General features: G+C 62.9%; 18 protein-coding genes. 13 read left to right on the top strand and 5 right to left on the bottom strand.

Annotated elements, in window-relative coordinates; translation table 11 throughout:
* The first annotated feature begins 447 nt into the window (after positions 1-447).
* The 3 genes from WCL58_RS21425 (at position 448) to WCL58_RS21415 (ending at position 4,217) form a co-directional block, all read left to right on the top strand.
* Entirely contained in the window at positions 448-2,367 is a 1,920-nt protein-coding gene (locus WCL58_RS21425) for a PTS mannitol transporter subunit IICBA (protein WP_049200647.1), read from the top strand.
* Between the two features lie 58 nt (positions 2,368-2,425).
* Positions 2,426-3,571, top strand: coding sequence for a mannitol-1-phosphate 5-dehydrogenase (locus WCL58_RS21420; RefSeq protein WP_060424325.1), 1,146 nt, complete (start codon positions 2,426-2,428; stop codon positions 3,569-3,571).
* A 94-nt stretch (positions 3,572-3,665) separates the two neighbouring features.
* A complete protein-coding gene (locus WCL58_RS21415) occupies positions 3,666-4,217 on the top strand; it encodes an MltR family transcriptional regulator (RefSeq protein WP_016929575.1) in 552 nt (183 codons plus the stop codon).
* Here WCL58_RS21415 and WCL58_RS21410 read toward each other — a convergent pair.
* On the bottom strand, positions 4,214-4,822 hold the full coding sequence (locus WCL58_RS21410; RefSeq protein WP_025304783.1) for a LysE family translocator: 609 nt from the start codon (positions 4,820-4,822) through the stop codon (positions 4,214-4,216). The two genes, WCL58_RS21415 and WCL58_RS21410, sit on opposite strands and share 4 nt — an antisense overlap.
* Before the next feature lie 142 nt (positions 4,823-4,964).
* Here WCL58_RS21410 and WCL58_RS21405 point away from each other — a divergent pair, with 142 nt between their 5' ends.
* Positions 4,965-6,431, top strand: coding sequence for an aminotransferase-like domain-containing protein (locus tag WCL58_RS21405; RefSeq protein ID WP_038875970.1), 1,467 nt, complete (start codon positions 4,965-4,967; stop codon positions 6,429-6,431).
* 73 nt (positions 6,432-6,504) lie between these two features.
* Complete coding sequence (locus WCL58_RS21400) at positions 6,505-6,867, top strand: YibL family ribosome-associated protein (RefSeq protein ID WP_004933989.1); 363 nt, start codon at positions 6,505-6,507, stop codon at positions 6,865-6,867.
* An 11-nt stretch (positions 6,868-6,878) separates the two neighbouring features.
* Here WCL58_RS21400 and WCL58_RS21395 read toward each other — a convergent pair whose 3' ends face one another.
* The 4 genes from WCL58_RS21395 to sodA all read right to left on the bottom strand — a co-directional run bounded on the left by WCL58_RS21395 (position 6,879) and on the right by sodA (position 11,206).
* Positions 6,879-7,658 carry a class I SAM-dependent methyltransferase gene (locus WCL58_RS21395; protein ID WP_060424323.1) on the bottom strand — a complete coding sequence of 260 codons (780 nt, stop codon included), beginning with the start codon at positions 7,656-7,658 and terminating at the stop codon, positions 6,879-6,881.
* Positions 7,659-7,760: 102 nt separating this feature from the next.
* Positions 7,761-8,432 (bottom strand): 6-hydroxyaminopurine reductase, encoded by a 672-nt coding sequence (gene yiiM, locus WCL58_RS21390; protein WP_060424321.1) that lies wholly within the window; start codon positions 8,430-8,432, stop codon positions 7,761-7,763.
* Between the two features lie 99 nt (positions 8,433-8,531).
* On the bottom strand, positions 8,532-10,460 hold the full coding sequence (locus WCL58_RS21385; RefSeq protein WP_060424318.1) for a methyl-accepting chemotaxis protein: 1,929 nt from the start codon (positions 10,458-10,460) through the stop codon (positions 8,532-8,534).
* Positions 10,461-10,585: 125 nt separating this feature from the next.
* The gene (gene sodA / locus WCL58_RS21380) at positions 10,586-11,206 is read right to left on the bottom strand and encodes a superoxide dismutase [Mn] (RefSeq protein ID WP_004934003.1); all 621 of its coding nucleotides are present in this window, start codon (positions 11,204-11,206) and stop codon (positions 10,586-10,588) included.
* Between the two features lie 418 nt (positions 11,207-11,624).
* Here sodA and fdnG point away from each other — a divergent pair, with 418 nt between their 5' ends.
* The 8 genes from fdnG to selB all read left to right on the top strand — a co-directional run bounded on the left by fdnG (position 11,625) and on the right by selB (position 21,861).
* Positions 11,625-14,672, top strand: a complete 3,048-nt coding sequence (fdnG, locus tag WCL58_RS21375) for a formate dehydrogenase-N subunit alpha (RefSeq protein WP_336851587.1) — start codon at positions 11,625-11,627, stop codon at positions 14,670-14,672.
* A 12-nt stretch (positions 14,673-14,684) separates the two neighbouring features.
* Complete coding sequence (gene fdxH, locus WCL58_RS21370) at positions 14,685-15,587, top strand: formate dehydrogenase subunit beta (RefSeq protein WP_033649532.1); 903 nt, start codon at positions 14,685-14,687, stop codon at positions 15,585-15,587.
* Entirely contained in the window at positions 15,584-16,219 is a 636-nt protein-coding gene (gene fdoI / locus WCL58_RS21365; RefSeq protein ID WP_004934017.1) for a formate dehydrogenase cytochrome b556 subunit, read from the top strand. Before fdxH ends, fdoI begins: the two co-directional genes overlap by 4 nt.
* Positions 16,219-17,148: a formate dehydrogenase accessory protein FdhE gene (fdhE, locus tag WCL58_RS21360; protein WP_038875958.1), complete on the top strand. Its 930-nt coding sequence runs from the start codon at positions 16,219-16,221 to the stop codon at positions 17,146-17,148. The genes fdoI and fdhE overlap by 1 nt, the downstream gene beginning before the upstream one ends.
* Before the next feature lie 114 nt (positions 17,149-17,262).
* Complete coding sequence (locus WCL58_RS21355) at positions 17,263-17,913, top strand: DcrB-related protein (protein WP_213873442.1); 651 nt, start codon at positions 17,263-17,265, stop codon at positions 17,911-17,913.
* Positions 17,914-17,953: 40 nt separating this feature from the next.
* Positions 17,954-18,559 (top strand): glutathione S-transferase, encoded by a 606-nt coding sequence (locus WCL58_RS21350; RefSeq protein WP_336851586.1) that lies wholly within the window; start codon positions 17,954-17,956, stop codon positions 18,557-18,559.
* A 69-nt stretch (positions 18,560-18,628) separates the two neighbouring features.
* Positions 18,629-20,023 carry an L-seryl-tRNA(Sec) selenium transferase gene (gene selA, locus WCL58_RS21345; protein WP_336851585.1) on the top strand — a complete coding sequence of 465 codons (1,395 nt, stop codon included), beginning with the start codon at positions 18,629-18,631 and terminating at the stop codon, positions 20,021-20,023.
* Positions 20,020-21,861, top strand: coding sequence for a selenocysteine-specific translation elongation factor (gene selB, locus WCL58_RS21340; protein ID WP_336851584.1), 1,842 nt, complete (start codon positions 20,020-20,022; stop codon positions 21,859-21,861). The genes selA and selB overlap by 4 nt, the downstream gene beginning before the upstream one ends.
* Positions 21,862-21,878 lie beyond the last annotated feature (17 nt).

Genomic DNA, 21,878 nt, shown 5'->3' with positions numbered 1-21,878 from the left:
TACTACACTTCAATTAATCCATTCATTCGGCAATGTAGTTTTCTTTCATTCATCACTTCGCTAGTTCCCGGCGGGATGAGTGCTCACAGGGAAGATCAAACAGAGCGTCGCGATCGGGCGCTGCAGCCAAAAATAAATTGTGATGTTTATCACAATTTAAAAACAAACCATCAATTTAAAAATGTGACAAATATCACATTATTATGGGTTTCAAGGCGGTTTTTTTCTCACTGTGCTTTTTTTACACGCCATAAATGTGATCTTTGTCACTATAAAGGGTGGTTTGTTGGGGTGTTGTATGTGATTTGTATCACAAAAAATCCGTGAAGTTCGCGTGACAAAAACAGCGTGATAGAGTCCGTTTCGCATACAGCGGCAACACGGCTGGATCGTCACAACAATAATCACGCGCTCTATTGTCAGCGCGTAACAATAGGGGTGTGTTTTATGTTTTCACCAGACATCAAGGTCAAAGTACAAAACTTTGGCCGCTTCCTGAGCAACATGGTGATGCCCAACATCGGCGCCTTTATCGCCTGGGGGATTATCACCGCGCTATTCATTCCAACCGGCTGGCTGCCGAATGAAACCTTAGCCAAGCTGGTCGGCCCGATGATCACCTACCTGCTGCCGCTGCTGATCGGTTATACCGGCGGGCGGCTGGTGGGCGGCGATCGCGGCGGCGTCGTCGGCGCCATCACCACCATGGGCGTCATCGTTGGCGCCGACATGCCGATGTTCCTCGGCGCGATGATCGCCGGCCCGCTGGGCGGCTGGGCTATCAAGCACTTTGACCGCTGGGTGGACGGCAAGATCAAAAGCGGCTTTGAAATGCTGGTGAATAACTTCTCCGCCGGCATCATCGGCATGCTGCTGGCGATCCTGGCCTTCCTCGGCATCGGGCCGCTGGTGGAGGTGCTCTCCAAGCTGCTGGCGGCGGGCGTACACGTCATGGTGACGAACAACCTGCTGCCATTGGCGTCCATCTTCGTTGAACCGGCGAAAATCCTGTTCCTGAATAACGCCATCAACCACGGCATCTTCTCGCCGCTGGGTATCCAGCAGGCTACGGAAGCCGGTAAGTCGGTGTTCTTCCTGATTGAAGCCAACCCAGGCCCGGGCATGGGCGTACTGATGGCCTACATGTTCTTCGGCCGCGGCAGCGCCAAGCAATCCGCCGGCGGTGCGGCAATCATTCACTTCCTGGGCGGCATCCACGAAATCTACTTCCCTTACGTGCTGATGAACCCGCGCCTGCTGCTGGCGGTGATCCTGGGCGGCATGACCGGCGTCTTCACCCTGACGATGCTGAACGGCGGCCTGGTTTCTCCGGCTTCTCCGGGTTCGATCCTGGCGGTGCTGGCGATGACGCCGAAAGGCGCCTACTTCGCCAACATTGCGGCGGTGTGCGCAGCCTTTGCCGTCTCCTTCGTGGTGTCCGCTTTCCTGCTGAAAACCTCCAAGGTGAAAGAGGATGACGATCTGGAAGCCGCAACCCGTCGCATGCAAGAGATGAAATCGCAGTCCAAAGGCGGCGCAGCGGCGCCGGCATCGGTCGACGGCGATCTGAGCACCGTGCGCAAAATCATCGTTGCCTGCGATGCGGGCATGGGCTCCAGCGCCATGGGCGCCGGGGTGCTGCGCAAGAAAGTGGCCGACGCCGGGCTGAAGAACATCTCGGTGACCAACAGCGCCATCAACAGCCTGCCGGACGACGTGGATCTGGTGATCACCCACCGCGATCTGACCGAGCGCGCGATGCGCCACGCGCCGCAGGCCCAGCACATCTCGCTGACCAACTTCCTCGACAGCAAGCTGTACAGCGATCTGGTCGATCGCTTGGTGGCGGTCAACAAAACCAGCGACAACCAGCAGAAGGTGCTGGGCGCGCTGGACGACAGCTTCGAAGCCGGTGAGCCGAACCTGTTCAAGCTGAGCGAGAGCAACGTGTTCCTCAACCTGCAGGCCAGCGACAAAGAGCAGGCGATCCGCTTCGCCGGCGAGCAGCTGGTGAAAGGCGGCTACGTCGAGGCGGAGTACGTGCCGGCGATGCTGGAGCGCGAGAAACTCACCTCCACCTACCTGGGCGAGTCGATCGCCGTGCCGCACGGCACCATCGAGGCCAAAGACCGGGTGCTGCGCACCGGCGTGGTGTTCTGCCAGTACCCGCAGGGCGTGCGCTTCGGCGAGGAAGAGGATGAAGTGGCCCGCCTGGTGATCGGCATCGCCGCGCGCAACAACGAGCATATCCAGGTGATCACCAGCCTGACCAACGCGCTGGATGACGAGAGCGTGATCGAGCGGCTGGCGAATACCACCAGCGTGCAGGAAGTGCTGGACCTGCTCGGCGGCAAAAAAGCCGGATAACAGAATCATTTTAAAGGGTGCAGCTTGCTGCACCCTTCGACATTAAGAAGGTAGAGTTATGAAAGCATTACATTTTGGCGCAGGGAACATCGGCCGCGGTTTTATCGGCAAGCTGCTGGCGGACGCAGGGGTTGAGCTGACCTTCGCCGACGTCAATCAAACGGTGCTGGATTTGCTGAACAGCCGTAAAAGCTACGCGGTGCACGTGGTGGGCGAGCAAGAACGCGTGGAGAACGTCAACAACGTCAGCGCCGTCAACAGCGGCAGCGAGGCGGCGGTGGCGCTGATCGCTGAGGCGGATCTGGTGACCACCGCCGTTGGCCCGCAAATTCTCGGTAAAATCGCCGGCACGATCGCTAAAGGGCTGGTGCTGCGTCATCAGCAGGGCAATGTGCAGCCGCTGAACATCATCGCCTGCGAGAACATGGTGCGCGGCACCAGCCAGCTGAAACAGCATGTGTTCGCCGCGCTGCCGCAGGACGAGCAGGCATGGGTTGAGCAGCACGTCGGCTTCGTCGATTCGGCGGTCGACCGCATCGTGCCGCCGGCGGACAGCAGCGATCCGCTGGAAGTGACGGTGGAAACCTTCAGCGAATGGATCGTCGATCAGACCCAGTTCAAAGGCCAACCTCCGGCGATCGCCGGCATGGAGCTGACCGACAACCTGATGGCGTTCGTCGAGCGCAAGCTGTTCACCCTCAATACCGGTCACGCCATCACCGCCTACCTCGGCCAACAGGCCGGGCTGCAAACCATTCGTGACGCCATTCTCGACCCGGCGATCCGCCGCGTGGTGAAAGGGGCGATGGAAGAGAGCGGCGCGGTGCTGATCAAGCGCTACGGCTTCGACGCCGACAAGCACGCCGCCTACATCAACAAAATCCTCGGCCGCTTCGAAAACCCGTATCTGCACGACGACGTCGAGCGCGTGGGCCGCCAGCCGCTGCGCAAACTGAGCGCCGGCGATCGCCTGATCAAACCGCTGCTGGGCACGCTGGAATACGGCCTGCCGCACGCCAACCTGATCCAGGGCATCGCCGCCGCCATGAGCTACCGCAGCGAACAGGATCCGCAGGCGCTGGAGTTGGCGGAATTGCTGAACACGCTCGGGCCGAAAGCCGCGCTGGCGCAAATTTCCGGCCTGCCGGCGGAAAGCGAGGTTGTAGAAGAGGCCGTTGCTGTGTATAACGCCATGCACAAGTAGAATCGTGATGATGAACACCCGAGCGCAGCTTGCTGCGCTCCTGCAACCCGAGTTCGGCATCGACGGCCCTCCCCACGCCTTTCGAAAAGCGACGATGGAAGAAGCACAGGCATTTGAAAACCAGGTTCTGGAAAAGCTGAACGCGGGCAAAACGGTGCGCAGCTTCCTGATCGCGGCGGTAGAGCTGCTGGCGGAAGCGCTCAACGTGCTGGTGGTGCAGGTATTCCGCAAGGATGACTACGCGGTGAAATATGCCGTCGAACCGCTATTGTCCGGCAGCGGCCCGCTCGGGGAGCTGTCGGTGCGCCTGAAGCTGATGTACGGGCTGGGGGTGATCTCCCGCCACGAATATGAAGACGCCGAGCTGCTGATGGCGATGCGCGAAGAGCTGAACCACGACGGCTCGGAATACCGCTTCGTCGACGACGAAATCCTCGGGCCCTTCGGCGAGCTGCACTGCGTGGCCGCGCTGCCGCCGGTGCCGACCTTCCTGCAGCCGGGCGAAGCGGATGAAGCGCTGATCGCCATGCAGCGCCAGCGCTATCAGCAGATGGTGCGCTCCACCATGGTGCTGTCCATTACCGATCTGATCGCCGGCATCGGCGCCAAACAACCTTCCCGACTCTCTCCTCTCGGCCGCGGCTAAGCAAAGGCCGCGCGCCACTCGTCGAACAACAACCACAGCGCGGTGGCGGCCATCAGGCCGGACATCACGCCGTTGAAGGCGCGCAGTTTCCAGGTGACCCGCAGCGCGTTGCGCAACCGGTCGCCCAGCACCGCCCACAGCAGCACGCACGGCAGGTTCAGCAGCGCGAAGCCGGCGATGACCGACAGCGTATGGACAAAGGTGGCGCCTTCGCGCGGGGTGAACAGGATCGCCACGTTGATCACCATCAGCCAGGCCTTGGGGTTGACCGCCTGAAACAGCGCGCCATTGAGCAGGCTCATCGGCTGCGCCTGCTCTTTGGCGTCCGGCGAGGCCGCCTGGAACAGTTTCCACGACAGCCACAGCAGGTAGGCGCAGCCGATCACCGCCAGCGGGAGGCGGATGACGCCGGCCCAGCTCAGTGCCAGTGCCAGCAGCGGGATAATGATCGCCAGCTGCACCGCACAGCCGACGCAGATGCCGAACAGCATCGGCAGGGTGCGGCGCAGGCCGAAGTTGACGCCCGACGAGGCCAGCAGCAGGTTGTTGGGGCCGGGGGTAATCGACATGACGGTGACGTAGCTGACAAAGGCGGAGTCCAGCATGACAGGTTCCTTGAAAATGGCGGTAATCACGAGAGGATCAGCATAATCGCTGCGATGGGATGGTGACAGAACCACAAATCGGATATTGTCATGGTTACAGTTGTGCAAAATGTAAACTGTACCCATTGCCTGGAGAGAAACTGTGACCCTGCTCGATGAAACCCCGGATACCCGTTACCTGCAGCTGGCGGATACGCTGGCCGAGGCCATTCGCCGCGGCACGCTGCGGCCCGGCGACCGCCTGCCGTCGGTACGGCGCTGTGCGCAAACCCATCGCGTCAGCATCAATACGGTAGTGTCGGCTTACCGCACGCTGGAGGATCGCGGGCTGATCGAAGCGCGGCCGCAGTCGGGGTTTTATGTTCGCAGCACGCTGCCGGCGCTGAAGATGGCCTCGGCGCCCAGCGGGCGCATTGAACCGCCGGCGGACGACGTGCTGGCGCTGATCGACACCGTGTTTGCCGCCCAGCAAAACCCGGCTTTCACCAACATTGCGCTGGCCTGCCCGCAGACCAGCGATTTTTATCCCGGCGGCAAGCTGGGGCGCATGTTGTCCTCTCAGCTGCGCCGTCAGCCGGATCTGATCGGGCAGTACCCGTTGCCGCCCGGCAGCCTGCGGCTGCGTCAGCAGATCGCCCGCCGCTCGATGACGCTGGGCATGCTGCTGGAGCCGGGCGACGTGGTGCTGACCCACGGCTGCATGGAAGCGCTGCAGCTGGCGCTGCGCGTCACCACCAAACCGGGTGACTGCGTCGGGCTGGAGTCGCCAACCTATTTCTATCTGCTGCCGCTGCTGGCCAGCCTGGGGCTGAAAGCGCTGGAAATCCCCACCGATCCGCAGCTGGGGCTGTCGCTGGACGCGCTGGAACTGCTATTGAACGAGAAACGGCTGAACGCGGTGATCGCCATGCCGACGGTGCAAAACCCGCTGGGCTGCACTATGCCGCTGGCGGCGAAAAAGCGGCTGGCGCGGCTGATGAACGATCATCAGGTGCCGTTGATTGAAGACGGGCTGTATGCCGAGATCCAGTTCGGCGGCGCGCTGTCGCCGGCGGTGAAGGCGTTCGATCGCGACGGCTGGGTGCTGTTTTGCTCCAGTTTTACCAAAACGCTGGCGCCGGACTTTCGCGTCGGCTGGATCTGCGGCGGCCGTTTCCACGAGGCGTTGCGCAAGCTGAAGGCGGTGTCATCGATGTCCGAGTCGCAGCTGCTGTCGGAAACGCTGGCGACCTTCCTGGAGAGCGGCGGCTACGATCATCATTTGCGCAACCTGCGCAAGCGTTATGCGGCGCAGGTGGACGAGGCGCGGGCGCTGATCGCCCGGCATTTCCCGCGCGGCACGCTGGCCACGCAGCCGGCGGGCGGATTCGTGTTTTGGGTCGAATTTCCCCCCGGCGTGGACAGCGTGGCACTGTTCCATCAGCTGTTGGAGGAGCAGATTTGTTTGACGCCGGGCACCCTGTATTCCCCGAGCGGGCGCTACCGCAACGCGCTGCGGCTCTCCTGCTGCTACCCGTTCAACGCGCGCTACACCCAGGCGTTGGCCCGGCTCGGCGCCAGGGCCTGCGAGATGAGCGGCCTGCCGCCCGGCATTGCGCAGGACGGGTAACGGCGCGCGCCTTTTGCTACAATGCCGGTATCATTGATTAGCGTGCCATTTTGGGCACAACGGGCCAGAGACCATGAAAGAGAAAGAAAAGGCAGAGATCAAGCGCCTGAGCGACCTGCTGGACGCCTTGAACCACAAAGACGCCACCGTGATCCAACAGGGCAACCCTGAGTTGATCGCGCAGCACACCAAAGAGAAAGAGAAACTGGCCACGGAGATCGAACGCCTGAAAAACGTGCGCGGCGAGAAGCTGAGCGCCGAAGCGCAGAAGCTGAGCAAGCTGCCGTTCAGCCGCGAGATCACCAAGAAAGAGCAGGCCGATATGGGTGCGCTGAAGAAAAGCGCGCGCGGGCTGATCGTGGTGCACCCGATGACCGCGCTGGGCCGCGAGATGGGCCTGAAAGCGGTCACCGGTTACGCCAAGAAAGCGTTCTGAACCCCCGGGCATCAGACCTTGGTGGTGAAATACGCCTTGGTCTGATAGGGCACGGTGACCGTGTCCTGGCCCCGCAGTTCCTCTTCTTCCGCCACCAGCTGGCGCAACTGCTCGATAACCTGCTCCTGTTGCGGCTGCGGCAGCGCGGCGATAAAGCTGGTTGAACGCACCCGGTTGTAGATCACGTCCTCCACCGCGCCGCGGTGACCCAGCATAAACACCTGCTCCTGCAGCGGTTCAAAGCCTTTGAACGGGAAGAATTTGCGCCATTCGCCGGTATAGAAACGCGGCGCATCGCCTTCGTGGCTATCGACGATCTGATTCAATTTACGCACCCAACCGACGCGCGCATCGCGCATGTTCCACACCAGACCGAGTTTGCCGCCGGGCTTGAGGATGCGCTGGATTTCCGCCAGCGCCTGCGGCGTGGCGAACCAGTGGAAGGATTGGGCGCAGACCACCGCATCGACGGACTCGTCCGGCAACGGGATCGCCTCGGCGGTGCCCGCCAGCGTTTTCACCTGCGGCAGCGCCGCCGACAGTTTTTCCAGCATTTGCGGCACCGGTTCGACGGCGATCACCTGCGCGCCGGTTTCCAGCAGGCGCGGGGTAAACTTGCCGGTACCGGCGCCGAGATCGATGACCGTCATGCCGGCGTGCAGGCCGATAGTTTCACGCAGCCAGACGGCGATTTCCGGCGGGTAATCCGGCCGGCCTTTCACATAGCGATCGGCGTTGGCCTGATAGCCTTCGGCGGCGGCGTGATGAATCGAATGGATCGGGGTGGTCATTACCTGGCTCCTGGCTGAAAAAACGTGCGGCTACAGTATAGGCGGAAGAATAGGGTTAACGCGGCATTCGGCGCACGTTTTTCATCTTTTCCGCCCGCGATTTCAACGGCCGAGCAGGCGGCGGTTGAAGTCCTCGAGGCGCCCTTCGGCAAGCCGCGTGAGCATGGTCTTGCTCCAGCTGGCGGAGAGGCCGGCCACCGCCAACAGGCGGCGATACTGTTCCGCGTCGAACGGCATGTGCCAGGCGATGGCGATGGCTTCGGCGACCGACACGTCGCTGTTGCGCGCCGCCAGCTCCAGCGGACGATCGCCGCTGACCGCGCCCGGCGACACCACCCGATACAGCCAGCCGCAGCGGCCGCTTTGCTGCATCAGCACCGAAATGTCCTCGATGGCGAAGTGATAATTGAGCTTGAAGCACGGTGAGCGCGGCTGGGTGACCTGGATCAGCGCTTCGCCCCAGCGGAAGATGTCGCCCATAAACACATTGTGTTCGGTCAGCCCTTCGGTGGAGATATTCTCGCCGAAGGCCGGGGCGCAAAACTGCTCTGCCTGCGCCGGAAACTGCTCGCGCCAGTGGACGTAATGCTCGCGCGGGTAGTGGCACAGCGCGCGATCCGGCCCGCCGTGGTAGCTTTTTTCCGCCTGTTCGTCGCCTTCCAGGCCGAGCGGCGTGAGCCGGATGGCGCCATCCACCTGGCGTTTGGCGATGGCGCTGGGGCGCCCGCCTTCGTAGGGTTGAATATTGCCGATGTAAACGTCTGGGTGATGCATGTGCGCCTCCGTGTCTCGCGTCGAGGGCTCAGCATAGCCTGAGTTGTGCCGGGGGGACATAACAACCCGCCCGAAAATCCTCGGGCGGGCGGCGGGGCATCAGAAGGTGGTCCAGTTCTCTTCCGCTGCGGCGTTGGCGGCCGCGGGTTTTACCGCCGGCGCTTTCGGCGCGGCGGCTTTCACGGCGGCGGGTTCGGTCTGCTCCGCCAAACGGAACACCGAGACGCTCTGCAGCAGCATGTCGGCCTGTTCTTCCAGCGAATCGGCGGCGGCGGCGGACTCTTCCACCAGCGCGGCGTTCTGCTGGGTGGTGTGGTCCATCTCGACGATCGCCTGGCCAATCTGGGCGATGCCGCGCGTCTGCTCATCGGAGGCGGCGGCGATCTCGGCCATGATGTCGCGCACGTGGGTGACCGAGCGGACGATCTGTTCCATGGTGTTGCCGGTGCTTTCCACCAGTTCGGTGCCGGTTTTCACCCGGCTGACCGATTCGGCGATCAGCCCTTCGATCTCCTTGGCCGCCTGGGCGCTGCGGCTCGCCAGGCTGCGCACTTCGCTGGCAACCACCGAGAAGCCCCGACCCTGTTCGCCGGCGCGCGCCGCTTCTACCGCGGCGTTGAGCGCCAGGATGTTGGTCTGGAAGGCAATGCCGTTGATCAGGGTGGTAATTTCGGCGATACGCTGCGAACTGCTGGAGATATCGCGCATGGTGCTGACCACGTTTTCCACCAGCTTGCCGCCCTGCTGCGCGGTCTGCGAGGCATCGGTGGCCAGCTGATTGGCGTGATGGGCGTTGTCGGCGTTCTGTTTCACCGTGGCGGTCAGCTGTTCCATGCTGGCGGCGGTTTCCTCGACCGCCGCCGCCTGCTGCTCGGTGCGGGAAGAGAGATCGGTGTTGCCGGCGGCGATTTCCGCAGAGGCGGTAGAAACCTGGCTGACCCCCATCTGGATCTTCTCAATCATGGTGCGCAGGTTTTGGCTCATGGCCGCCACCGCGTTCAGCAACTGCCCCAGCTCGTCGCGGCGGGTGCTGGTCTGCGCCTGGCGCAGGTCACCGCCGGCGATGCGTTCCGCCATCGCCAGCGTACTGTGCAGCGGACGGGTGATCTGCAGCGTGATGCGCCAGGCAATAAGCACCCCGGCGATGATGGCGATCAGGGTGGTGATGCCCATTTGCAGCTGCGCCAGATTGATGTTGTTGCGTGTCTGCACCAGCTCGTCCTGCATAAAGGCGTTGACCAGCATGCCGATCGCTTGCGCGCGTTCGCCGAGCTGCCGGCTGATCTGCTGCTCGTGCTCATAGGCCGGCAGGTAAGCCGCGATGCGGTTTTTGTAATCGTCCAGGGCGGCCAGCAGCGGCTGCAGCTGCGGGCGCTGCGCGTCGCTCACCCTGCGGCTCAGGGCGTTGGCCGCGTCGCGCGCGTCGTCGATGGCCGCCATCAGCGGGGCTTCGGTTTCCTTGTTCAGGCTCAGCAGCAGGCCGCGCGCGCCGTAGCGCACCTGGGTCAGCTTCTGGTTCAGCTGGATGAAGGCCAGCTGCAGATCGCCGTTGGTCAGCTGGCGTTCCACCTGGCTCAGGCTGGCCTGCACTTCCGACATGTTCCAGCTCTGGCGCACCGCGTCTTTCGCCGTGACCGCCTGCTCAAAGACTTTTTGCTGCTGTTGATATTCCCCGATCAGCGTCACCAGACGCTGCAGATCCTTGCGGCTTTGGGCGTCCCAGTCCAGCGCCTGCCCCTGGTCTATCAGTTTGACGGCGTTCTCAATATTGGCGCGGTTGTTCTGAATGTACTCCGGCCGGTAGGTCTGGCCGTACATGGCGCGATTGTATTTGGCCTGGTTGATCTCCTCGTTCAGCCGGTTGCTGAAGTCGATGCGATCGGCGCGGGATTCGATGATGTGCAGATATTGCGCCCCGGTGCCGGCGATGACGACCGCCAACAGCAGCAACAGCGCGAAGCCGAGACCGAGCTTTTTACCTACGGTGAGATGAGTGAACTTTCCTGCCAATGCTTGCAATGCCGCCATAGCGTTTTTCCTTCTCCGGGCGAACGTCAATTGAACAAACCATCGGCAAGAAGTGGTCAAACTTTAGCGGATTTCAGGCAAAAAAATACCCGCCGGTGGCGGGCATCTTCATCAACGGGGGCGAATTACTTCTTCGCGGCGAAGCGTGCGGCGGCTTCATCCCAGTTGACCACGTTCCAGAACGCCTTGATGTAGTCAGGGCGTTTGTTCTGATATTTCAGGTAGTAAGCGTGTTCCCACACGTCCAGACCGATGATTGGGAAACCGGAAGCGCCGGCGACGGCTTCGCCCATCAGCGGGCTGTCCTGGTTAGCGGTAGACACCACGGCCAGTTTGCCGTCTTTCAGCACCAGCCAGGCCCAACCGGAACCGAAGCGGGTGGCTGCGGCTTTCTCGAACTCTTCCTGGAATTTCTCAACGCTGCCGAAATCGCGCTCGATGGCCGCTTTCAGATCGCCGCCCAGCGTGGTGCCGGTTTTCAGGTTTTTCCAGAAGAAGCTGTGGTTGGCGTGGCCGCCGGCGTTATTGCGCATGAAGGTGCGTTTGTCGGCAGGCACTTTATCCAGATCCTGGATCAGCTCTTCAACGCTGTATTTGGCCAGCTCTGGGTAGGCTTCCAGCACGGTGTTGGCGTTGTTGACGTAGGTCTGGTGGTGTTTGGTGTGATGGATTTCCATCGTCTGCTTGTCGAAATGCGGTTCCAGTGCGTCGTAAGCGTACGGCAGGGATGGCAGTGAATAACTCATAATCATCATCTCCAGTGGTGTATGGGCGGCGCAAAGGGCGAGCACCGCGTAAGCAGTCGGATCATTATAGTTAATTAAATGATATTGAAAATGATTATCAATGCCCTGTGAGCTGTGTGGTTAATGAGCAAATCGCTGCGCTAACATACTGATAGAAGAGGGCGGCGGATGGCCGCCTCAAGCCGTCGATCCGGCGCGTGGGTTACTCTCTATACTGTAGGGTGCACCCACGCCGAAATGTATCGAAATGTGCCAATGCGTTCACTGAATGAGCACGAGTGTGTAACAACCACAAGCACGCTGTGGTAATATGGCCGGCGTTCGTAGCAAGCATAACAACAGTGACATTCGCGTTTGCCGCGCTAGCGGGGCAGGCGCATTTGAACAATGTGACAATCGAGAGTGAAAGGAGACCCCCATGCAGGTCAGCAGAAGGCAGTTCTTTAAGATCTGCGCTGGCGGTATGGCAGGAACGACGGTGGCCGCGCTGGGCTTTGCCCCCGAAGTGGCGTTGGCGGAAACCCGGCAGTACAAACTGCTGCGCGCCCGCGAGACCCGTAATACCTGTACGTATTGTTCCGTCGGCTGTGGGCTGTTGATGTACAGCCTTGGTGATGGCGCCAAGAACGCCAAAGAAAGCATTTTCCATATCGAAGGGGATCCGGATCATCCGGTAAACCGCGGCGCGCTTTGCCCGAAAGGCGCCGGCCTGGTTGACTTCATCCGCAGCGAAAGCCGCCTCAAGTACCCGGAATACCGGGCGCCAGGGTCGGACAAATGGCAACGCATCAGCTGGGACGACGCCTTTACCCGCATCGCCAAGCTGGTGAAAGAAGACCGTGACGCCAACTTCATCAAAACCAACGACCAGGGCGTTACCGTCAACCGTTGGCTGACCACCGGCATGCTGTGCGCCTCGGCCGCCAGCAACGAAACCGGTTTTCTGTCGCAAAAATTTAGTCGCGCTCTCGGCATGCTTGCCGTAGACAACCAGGCGCGTGTCTGACACGGACCAACGGTAGCAAGTCTTGCTCCAACATTTGGTCGCGGTGCGATGACCAACCACTGGGTTGATATCAAGAACGCGAATTTGATTATCGTCATGGGCGGTAATGCGGCGGAAGCGCATCCGGTGGGGTTCCGCTGGGCGATGGAAGCCAAAATACACAACAATGCCAAGCTGATCGTGATCGATCCGCGCTTTACCCGAACCGCATCGGTGGCGGACTTTTACACGCCGATCCGCTCCGGGACCGACATCGCTTTCCTGTCGGGCGTGTTGCTGTATCTGATGACCAACAACAAGTTCAACCGCGAATACGTCGAGGCCTACACCAACGCCAGCCTGCTGGTGCGGGAAGACTTTGCCTTCGAAGACGGCTTGTTCAGCGGCTACGACGCGGAAAATCGCAAGTACGACAAAACCACCTGGAACTACCAGTTCGACGAGAACGGCTTCGCCAAGCGCGACGTCACGCTGCAGGATCCGCGCTGCGTGTGGAACATGCTGAAACAGCACGTGAGCCGCTACACGCCTGACGTGGTGACCAACATCTGCGGCACGCCGAAGGACGATTTCCTCAAGGTGTGCGAATACATCGCCGAAACCTGCGTCGCGGATAAAACCGCTTCGTTCCTGTACGCCCTGGGCTGGACTCAGCACTCGGTCGGCGCGCAGAACATCCGTACCATGGCGATGATCCAGCTGCTGCTCGGCAACATGGGCATGGCGGGCGGCGGCGTCAACGCGCTGCGCGGCCACTCCAACATCCAGGGTCTGACCGATCTCGGCCTGCTGTCGCAGAGCCTGCCGGGCTACATGACGCTGCCGTCGGAGAAACAGACCGATCTCGACACCTACCTGAAGGCCAACACGCCGAAGGCGCTGCTGCCGGGCCAGGTGAACTACTGGGGCAACTACCCGAAATTCTTCGTCAGCATGATGAAGACCTTCTACGGCGACAAAGCGCAGAAGGACAACAGCTGGGGCTTTGACTGGTTGCCGAAGTGGGACAAAGGCTACGACGTGCTGCAGTACTTCGAAATGATGGCGCAGGGCAAGGTCAACGGCTACTTCTGCCAGGGCTTTAACCCGGTGGCGTCGTTCCCGAACAAAAACAAGGTAGTGGCTTCGCTGTCCAAGCTGAAGTTCCTGGTGACCATCGATCCGTTGAACACCGAGACCTCCAACTTCTGGCAGAACCACGGCGAGTTCAACGAGGTGGATCCTTCGCAGATCCAGACCGAAGTGTTCCGCCTGCCGTCTACCTGCTTCGCCGAAGAAAACGGCTCGATCGTCAACTCCGGCCGCTGGCTGCAGTGGCACTGGAAAGGCGCAGATGCCCCGGGCGAAGCGCTGAACGACGGCGAGATCCTGGCAGGCATCTTCAGCCGCCTGCGCGAGATGTATGCGCGCGACGGCGGTGCGGTGCCGGAACAGGTGCTGAACATGCGCTGGGACTACCTGACGCCGGACAACCCGTCGCCGGAAGAGGTGGCGCAGGAGAATAACGGTAAGGCGCTGGCGGATCTGCTGGATGCCGACGGCAAAGTGCTGGTGAAAAAAGGCGAGCTGCTCAGCTCGTTCGCGCAGCTGCGCGACGACGGCACCACCGCCAGCGGTTGCTGGATCTTCGCCGGCAGCTGGACGCCGGCCGGCAACCAGATGGCGCGGCGCGACAACGCCGATCCGTCCGGCCTCGGCAATACGCTGGGCTGGGCCTGGGCATGGCCGCTCAACCGCCGCATCCTGTACAACCGCGCCTCGGCGGACCCGCAGGGTAAACCGTGGGATCCGAAACGCCAGCTGCTGGAGTGGGACGGCGCCAAGTGGGTCGGGGCCGATATCCCGGACTACAGCACCGCCGCGCCGGGCAGCGACGTCGGGCCGTTCATCATGCAGCCGGAGGGCATGGGCCGCCTGTTCGCCACCGACAAGATGGCGGAAGGGCCGTTCCCTGAACACTACGAGCCGTTCGAAACGCCGCTCGGCACCAACCCGCTGCACCCGAACGTGGTGTCCAACCCGGCGGCGCGCGTGTTCAAGGACGATCTGGCGGCGATGGGCAAATCCGACAAGTTCCCTTACGTCGGCACCACCTATCGTTTGACCGAGCACTTCCACTACTGGACCAAGCACGCGCGGCTGAACGCCATCGCGCAGCCGGAGCAGTTCGTGGAGATCGGTGAGAAGCTGGCAGAGAAGAAAGGCATCAAGCAGGGCGACACCGTGAAGGTCAGCTCCAACCGCGGCTACATCAAGGCCAAGGCGGTGGTGACCAAGCGTATTCGCACGCTGCAGGTGCACGGCCAGGAAGTCGACACCATCGGTATCCCGATCCACTGGGGTTACGAAGGGGTGGCGAAGAAAGGCTTTATCGCCAACACGCTGACGCCGTTCGTCGGCGACGCCAATACGCAAACGCCGGAGTTCAAGGCGTTCCTGGTCAACGTGGAAAAGGTGTAACGGAGACGAATTATGGCCATGCAATCTCAAGACATCATTCGTAAATCCGCCACCAATGGTTTCACGCCGGCGCCGCGCGCCCGTGACCACCAGGAAGAAGTGGCCAAACTGATCGATGTCACCACCTGTATCGGCTGCAAGGCCTGTCAGGTGGCCTGTTCCGAATGGAACGACATCCGCGACGAGGTGGGGCACAACGTTGGGGTGTACGATAACCCCGCCGATCTGACCGCCAAGTCGTGGACGGTGATGCGCTTCTCCGAGGTGGAGGAAAACGGCAAGCTGGAATGGCTGATCCGCAAGGATGGCTGCATGCACTGCGCCGATCCGGGCTGCCTGAAGGCCTGCCCGTCGGAAGGCGCGATCATTCAGTACGCCAACGGCATCGTCGACTTCCAGTCCGAGCACTGCATCGGCTGCGGCTACTGCATCGCCGGCTGCCCGTTCGACGTACCGCGCATGAACAAGGACGACAACCGGGTGTACAAGTGCACCCTGTGCGTCGACCGCGTGGACGTCGGCCAGGAACCGGCCTGCGTGAAAACCTGCCCGACCGGCGCCATTCACTTCGGCACCAAGGAAGCGATGAAGCAGGTGGCGGCAGATCGCGTCAGCGAGCTGAACACCCGCGGCTACCAGAACGCCGGTCTGTACGATCCGGCGGGGGTGGGCGGCACGCACGTGATGTACGTGCTGCACCACGCCGACAAACCGCAGCTGTACCACGGTTTGCCGGACAACCCGAGCATCAGCCCGGCGGTGACCTTCTGGAAGGGCGTGTGGAAACCCCTGGCGGCCATCGGCTTTGCCGCCACCTTCGCGGCCAGCGTGTTCCACTATGTCGGCGTCGGGCCTAACCGCGTCGACGATGAGGACGAGCACGACGAGTCGCATGACGAGGAGACGCGCAAATGAGAAAGGAAAAGCCCATTCAGCGTTACAGCGCACCGGAGCGCATCAACCACTGGATCGTGGCGTTCTGCTTCGTGTTCGCCGCCATCAGCGGGCTGGGGTTCTTCTTCCCCTCCTTCAACTGGCTGATGAACATCTTCGGGACGCCGCAGCTGGCGCGCATTCTGCACCCGTTTGTCGGGGTGATCATGTTTGCCGCGTTCCTGCTGATGTTCCTGCGCTACTGGAAGCATAACCTGATCAACCGGGAAGATATCGTCTGGGCCAAGAACATCCACAAAATCGCCATGAACGAGGAAGTGGGTGACACCGGGCGCTATAATTTCGGCCAGAAGTGCGTGTTCTGGGCGGCGATTATCAGCCTGGTGCTGTTGCTGGCCAGCGGCGTGGTGATCTGGCGGCCGTATTTTGCGCCGTCGTTCTCCATCCCGCTGATCCGCATCGCGCTGCTGGTGCATTCGCTGGCCGCGGTCGGCCTGATTATCGTGATTATGGTGCACATTTACGCCGCATTGTGGGTAAAAGGCACCATTACCGCGATGGTGGAAGGCTGGGTACCGGCGGCCTGGGCCAAGAAACATCATCCGCGCTGGTACCGTGAGGTCCGCGAGAAACGACAGGAAGATAAACCCTGATGAGTATCCGCATCGTTCCTAAAGAGCAGTTAGGGGCACAGCGTGAGAAGTCCACAACGGCGGAGAACATCCCGCCGTTACTTTTCGCCAACCTGAAAAGCCTGTACAGCCGCCGCGCCGATCGTCTGCGTCAGCTGGCGGTCGACAATCCGCTGGGCGACTACCTGAACTTCGCCGCCGAGCTGGCGCAGGCGCAGCAGCATGCGCTGCACGATAACCCGCTGGAGCTCGATCTGAGCGAAGCGCTGGCGCAGGGCGCCGCCAGCGGCAAACCGCCGCTCGATCTGAGCGTGTTCCCGCGTAGCGAGCACTGGCGCAAGCTGCTGACGTCGCTGATCGCCGAGCTGCGCCCGCAGGCGCCGGAGCATATCCTGGCGGTGCTGGACAACCTGGAGAAAGCCTCGGCGCACGAGTTGGAGCTGATGGCCGACGCCTTGCTCAACCGCGAGTTCGGCAAGGTGGGCAGCGAGAAGGCGCCGTTCCTCTGGGCCGCGCTGTCGCTCTATTGGGCGCAGATGGCCAGCCTGATCCCCGGCAAGGCGCGCGCCGAATACGGCGAGCAGCGCCAATTCTGCCCGGTGTGCGGCAGCATCCCGGTCTCCAGCATGGTGCACATCGGCACCGTCAACGGCCTGCGCTACCTGCACTGCAACCTGTGCGAAAGCGAATGGCACGTGGTGCGGGTGAAGTGTAGCAACTGCGAGCAGACCCGCGATCTCAACTACTGGTCGCTGGACAGCGAGCAGGCGGCGGTGAAGGCGGAGAGCTGCGGCGACTGCGGCACTTACCTGAAGATCCTCTATCAGGAAAAAGACCCGCAGGTCGAAGCGGTGGCCGACGATCTGGCTTCGCTGGTGCTGGACGCCCGCATGGAAGAAGAAGGCTTCGGCCGCAGCAGCATCAATCCGTTCCTGTTCCCGGCGGAGTAACCGCCCGGCCCCGTTCGCGCGGGGCCGGACCAGCAATTTCAGAACGGGCTTCTGGCATTCGCCCGGGCGAGTTGCTACGTTTAGGCCATAACGCGCCAAGCGAAAGGAACCACGATGTTAAACACCCTGGCAAAATTGACCGCGGTCGCCGTGCTGGCGATGGGACTGGCGGCCTGCGACAACAAAGACGACACCAAACCGGCGGTGCCGCCACCGGACACCAAGCCGACCGTGACGCAGCCCGCGCCACCGCCGCCGCCTGCGCCGGCAGAAACCCCGCCCGCGCCACCGGGGCTGAGCGTGTCGCTGCAGAAGGGCAAAATCACCTTCGAGCTGCCGCCTGGCTTTAGCGATCAGACGCTGAACAGCGGCATCATCAACGACAGCACCTCCACCATTCAGCGCTTCCTCGACGGCAAGTCGCGCCAGAGCGCGGTTTCGTCCGAGGTGATCCCGCCGGACGACATGAAGCTCAACGCCAGCGACAAAATGCTGAAAGAGCTGGCGCAGAGCGCCATCACGGTGCTGGCCGAGCGCTATCAGAATATCCAGACCACCAAAGAAGAGAACTTCACCGTCGGCAAACAGAAGTTTCGCCGGGTGGATACCGAGCAGACCGTCAACGGGCAGAAGGTGGTGTCCACGCTGATGCTGACGGTGTTCAACAAGCGGGTGGTGACGCTGCAAATGCTGTCGCCGGCCAAAACGCCGGAAGTGCACCAGGCGCTGGTGCAGAGGATTATCGATACCCTGGCGGTGAAGTAAGGGCGCCGCGCCGCGGCCAGGACGAAGCGGAGGAGAACGGATGAAGCTTATCGGCAGTTACACCAGTCCCTTTGTGCGCAAGATTTCCGTGATGCTGCTGGAGAAGGGGATCGCGTTCGAATTCGTCAACGATCCGCCGTATGAGCCCGGCAGCCGGGTGAAGGAGCTGAACCCGCTCGCCAAGGTGCCGGTGCTGATCGCCGATGACGGCGAGGTGTTTTACGACTCGCCGGTGGTGGCCGAATACCTTGAGCTGCTGGCGGTGGAACCGGCGTTCTTGCCGGCCGATCGCGCCGCCGCGTTGCGCGTCCGCCAGGTGGCGGCGCTGGCGGACGGCGTGACCGAAGCGGCAGCGACCCTGTTTCGCGAAAGCCGGCGCGCGCCGGAAAAACAGGACGAAAACTGGATGCTGCGCCAGCGTGACAAACTGACGCAGGGGTTGGATGCGCTGGAGGCGCTGGCGCGGGAAAAAACGTGGCTCAATGCCGAGCGGCTGACGCTGGCGGATATCGCCACCGGCTGCGCGCTGGGCTACCTCAATTTCCGCCGCATCCTGCCCAACTGGTGCGTCGAGCGCCCGGCGCTGGTCAAGCTGGCCGAACGCCTGTTCGCCCGCGAAAGCTTCGCCCGCACTGCGCCGCCCTAAACTTCCTTTTCTCCCCGCCGCGGCGGGGTTTTGCTATGCCGATACGTCTAAACTGAAAACCGAGCGACCATGAGCACAGAATCCCACCTTCTTTACAGCCAACTGCCCGCCATCGACCGTCTGCTGCGTGAACCCGCGATTGAACCGCTGGTGGCGCAGCATGGCCCGACGCTGATCGGCGAATTGCTGCGCCGGCTGCAGGCCCAGGCGCGCGACGCTATCAAGCAACAGCAACGTTTACCGGACTGGTGCGGCGACTGGCCGCAGGCGCTGCGGGCGGAGCTGGCCCGGCAGCAACGCCCGGCTTTGCTGCCGGTGTTCAACCTCAGCGGCACCGTGCTGCACACCAACCTCGGGCGCGCCCTGCTGGCGCAGCCGGTGAAGGACGCGGTAAGCGCGGTGATGGGGGAGGCGGTGACGCTGGAGTACGATCTGGACGGTGCCGGGCGCGGCCATCGCGATCGGGCGGTGGCGAGTCTGCTGTGCCGGCTGACCGGTGCGGAGGACGCCTGCATCGTCAATAACAACGCGGCGGCGGTGCTGCTGATGCTGGCGGCGATCGCCCCCGGCAAAGAGGTGGTGGTGTCGCGCGGCGAGCTGGTGGAGATCGGCGGCGCGTTCCGCATACCCGACGTGATGCGCCAGGCGGGCTGCCAACTGGTGGAGGTCGGCACCACCAACCGCACCCATCTGAAAGATTACCGCCAGGCCATCAACGAGCAGACCGGCCTGTTGATGAAGGTGCACACCAGCAACTACAGCATTCAGGGCTTTACCGCGGCGGTCGGCGAGGCCGAACTGGCGCAGCTCGGGGCCGAACAGGGCGTGCCGACCGCCACCGATCTGGGCAGCGGCTCGCTGATCGACATGGCGCAGTACGGCCTGCCTGCCGAACCGATGCCGCAGCGGCTGCTGGCCGCCGGCGTCGATCTGGTGACGTTCTCCGGCGATAAGCTGCTGGGCGGCCCGCAGGCCGGCATCATCGTCGGCAAAAAGGCGCTGATCGCTCGCCTGCAGCAGCATCCGCTCAAACGCGCGCTGCGCGTCGGCAAGCTGACGCTGGCGGCCCTGGAGGCCACGCTGCGGCTCTATCTGCAGCCGGAAAAACTGGCTGAGCAGCTGCCGACGCTGCGGCTGCTGACCCGCCCGCAGCAGGAGATGCAACAGGCGGCCGAGCGGATGCTGGCGGCGCTGACGCCACGGTTCACCGCCGATTTCGAGCTGCGTGCCGAACCGTGCTGGTCGCAGATTGGCAGCGGTTCACTGCCGGTGGATCGCCTGCCCAGCTATGCGCTGACCTTCACCCCGCGCGACGGCCGCGGCGCCACGCTGGAGGCGTTGGCTGAACGCTGGCGCCGCCTGCCGCAGCCGGTGATCGGCCGCCTCGGCGACGGCCGGCTGTGGCTGGATCTGCGCTGTCTGGAACAGGAAGGGGCGCTGATCGAAGCGCTGAGCGCCTCATGATCATCGCCACCGCCGGCCATGTCGATCATGGCAAAACCACCCTGCTGCAGGCGATCTCGGGGATCAACGCGGATCGCCTGCCGGAAGAAAAGCGCCGCGGCATGACCATCGATCTGGGGTACGCCTACTGGCCGCAGCCGGACGGCCGGGTGCTGGGCTTTATCGACGTGCCCGGCCACGAGAAATTCCTCGCCAATATGCTGGCGGGCGTCGGCGGTATCGACCATGCATTGCTGGTGGTGGCCTGCGACGACGGCGTGATGGCGCAAACCCGCGAGCATTTGGCGATCCTGCGCCTGAGCGGGCGCCCGGCGCTGACGGTGGCGTTGACCAAGGCCGACCGGGTGGACGCGGCGCGTGTCGACGAGGTACGCCGTCAGGTGCGCGACGAACTGGTGCGCCAGGGCTGGCCCGATGCGCCGCTGTTTGTTACCGCGGCGGCGGCGGGGGAAGGCATCGAGGCGCTGCGCGCGCATTTGCTGGCGCTGCCCTCCGGCGAGCACGCGCTGACGCGCCGTTTTCGCCTGGCGGTAGACCGTGCGTTCAGCGTCAAAGGGGCGGGGCTGGTGGTGACCGGCACCGCGCTCGGTGGCCGGGTGCAGGTGGGGGATTCGCTGTGGCTGACCGGCGCCGACGCGCCGGTGCGGGTGCGTGGCCTGCACGCCCAAAATCAGACCGTGGAGCAGGCGCAGGCCGGGCAACGCATTGCGTTGAACATCAGCGGCGATGTCGATAAAGACCGGATCGCGCGCGGCGACTGGCTGCTGGCGCAGCGTCCGCCGGAGGCGGCGGAACGCATTCTGGTGGCGCTGGAAGCGGATCGGCCGATCCGCCATTGGCAGCCGCTGCATCTGCACCATGCCGCCAGCCACATCACCGGGCGCATTTCGCTGCTGAACGACGGGTTGGCGGAACTGATCCTCGATCGCCCGCTGTGGCTGGCGGAAAACGATCGGCTGGTGCTGCGCGACATCGGCGCACGGCAAACGCTGGGCGCGGCCCGGGTGCTCAGGCTGAGCGCGCCCAAGCGCGGCAAGCGCCAGCCGGACTACCTGGCATGGCTGCAGGCTCTGGCGCAGGCGCAAGACGATGCGCAGGTGCTGGCGCTTGAGCTGCCGCAGGGCGCGCTGTCGCTGGCGGCGTTCGCCTGGGCGCGTCAGTTGACCGACGACGGTCTGGCGGCACTGCTGGCGGATCGCGATCTGCTGATCGTCGGTGACCGGGCGCTCGCGCAGGATCAGGTGCAACAGGCGGAGAGCCGGCTGCTGCAGGTGCTGGCGGAGTACCACCAACAGCACGCCGACCAGCTGGGGTTAGGGCGCGCCCGCCTGCGGCGCATGGCGCTGCCTCAGCAGCCGGAAGCGTTGGTGTTTATGATGATCGATCGGCTGTTGAAGGCCGGTGCGCTGCGCAATACGCGCGGCTGGCTGTATCTGCCGGAACACGGTCTGGCATTCAGCGCCGAAGAGGCGCCGCTGTGGGCGCGCATCGAACCGCTGTTCGGCGACGAGCCGTGGTGGGTGCGCGATCTGGCGAGCGAGTTGGGCGAGGAAGAGAGCCGGGTACGGGCGCTGCTGCGCAAGGCGGCTCAGCTGGGCCATGTGACGGCGGTGGTGGTGGACCGCTACTACCTCAGCCGACGCATCGATCAGTTCGCGGCGCTGATCCGCGAGCTGGATGCGGAGCGTGGCGGCGCCAACGCCGCCGACTTCCGCGATCGGCTCGGCGTCGGGCGCAAGCTGGCGATCCAGGTGCTGGAGTTCTTCGATCGCAGCGGTTTTACCCGCCGCAAGGGTAACGAGCATCTGCTGCGCGACGGCGGGTTGTTCGGCAACTGATTGCGTGTTTTTTGTTC

It is taken from the genome of Serratia sp. TMDUHS_CL, from assembly GCF_037137105.1.
Classification (GTDB): domain Bacteria; phylum Pseudomonadota; class Gammaproteobacteria; order Enterobacterales; family Enterobacteriaceae; genus Serratia; species Serratia nevei.
Note: the sequence above shows the minus strand (reverse complement) of the source record. Positions and strands in the feature narration are given on the sequence as shown.

Coding starts and splice junctions, on each gene's coding strand:
- fdoI (WP_004934017.1), top strand. CDS start 15,584: ATGAGAAAGGAAAAGCCCATTCAGCGTTACAGCGCACCGGAGCGCATC.
- selB (WP_336851584.1), top strand. CDS start 20,020: ATGATCATCGCCACCGCCGGCCATGTCGATCATGGCAAAACCACCCTG.
- WCL58_RS21355 (WP_213873442.1), top strand. CDS start 17,263: ATGTTAAACACCCTGGCAAAATTGACCGCGGTCGCCGTGCTGGCGATG.
- WCL58_RS21415 (WP_016929575.1), top strand. CDS start 3,666: ATGGAAGAAGCACAGGCATTTGAAAACCAGGTTCTGGAAAAGCTGAAC.
- WCL58_RS21400 (WP_004933989.1), top strand. CDS start 6,505: ATGAAAGAGAAAGAAAAGGCAGAGATCAAGCGCCTGAGCGACCTGCTG.
- yiiM (WP_060424321.1), bottom strand. CDS start 8,432: ATGCATCACCCAGACGTTTACATCGGCAATATTCAACCCTACGAAGGC.
- WCL58_RS21420 (WP_060424325.1), top strand. CDS start 2,426: ATGAAAGCATTACATTTTGGCGCAGGGAACATCGGCCGCGGTTTTATC.
- WCL58_RS21425 (WP_049200647.1), top strand. CDS start 448: ATGTTTTCACCAGACATCAAGGTCAAAGTACAAAACTTTGGCCGCTTC.
- WCL58_RS21395 (WP_060424323.1), bottom strand. CDS start 7,658: ATGACCACCCCGATCCATTCGATTCATCACGCCGCCGCCGAAGGCTAT.
- WCL58_RS21385 (WP_060424318.1), bottom strand. CDS start 10,460: ATGGCGGCATTGCAAGCATTGGCAGGAAAGTTCACTCATCTCACCGTA.
- WCL58_RS21350 (WP_336851586.1), top strand. CDS start 17,954: ATGAAGCTTATCGGCAGTTACACCAGTCCCTTTGTGCGCAAGATTTCC.
- selA (WP_336851585.1), top strand. CDS start 18,629: ATGAGCACAGAATCCCACCTTCTTTACAGCCAACTGCCCGCCATCGAC.
- sodA (WP_004934003.1), bottom strand. CDS start 11,206: ATGAGTTATTCACTGCCATCCCTGCCGTACGCTTACGACGCACTGGAA.
- fdhE (WP_038875958.1), top strand. CDS start 16,219: ATGAGTATCCGCATCGTTCCTAAAGAGCAGTTAGGGGCACAGCGTGAG.
- WCL58_RS21410 (WP_025304783.1), bottom strand. CDS start 4,822: ATGCTGGACTCCGCCTTTGTCAGCTACGTCACCGTCATGTCGATTACC.
- fdxH (WP_033649532.1), top strand. CDS start 14,685: ATGGCCATGCAATCTCAAGACATCATTCGTAAATCCGCCACCAATGGT.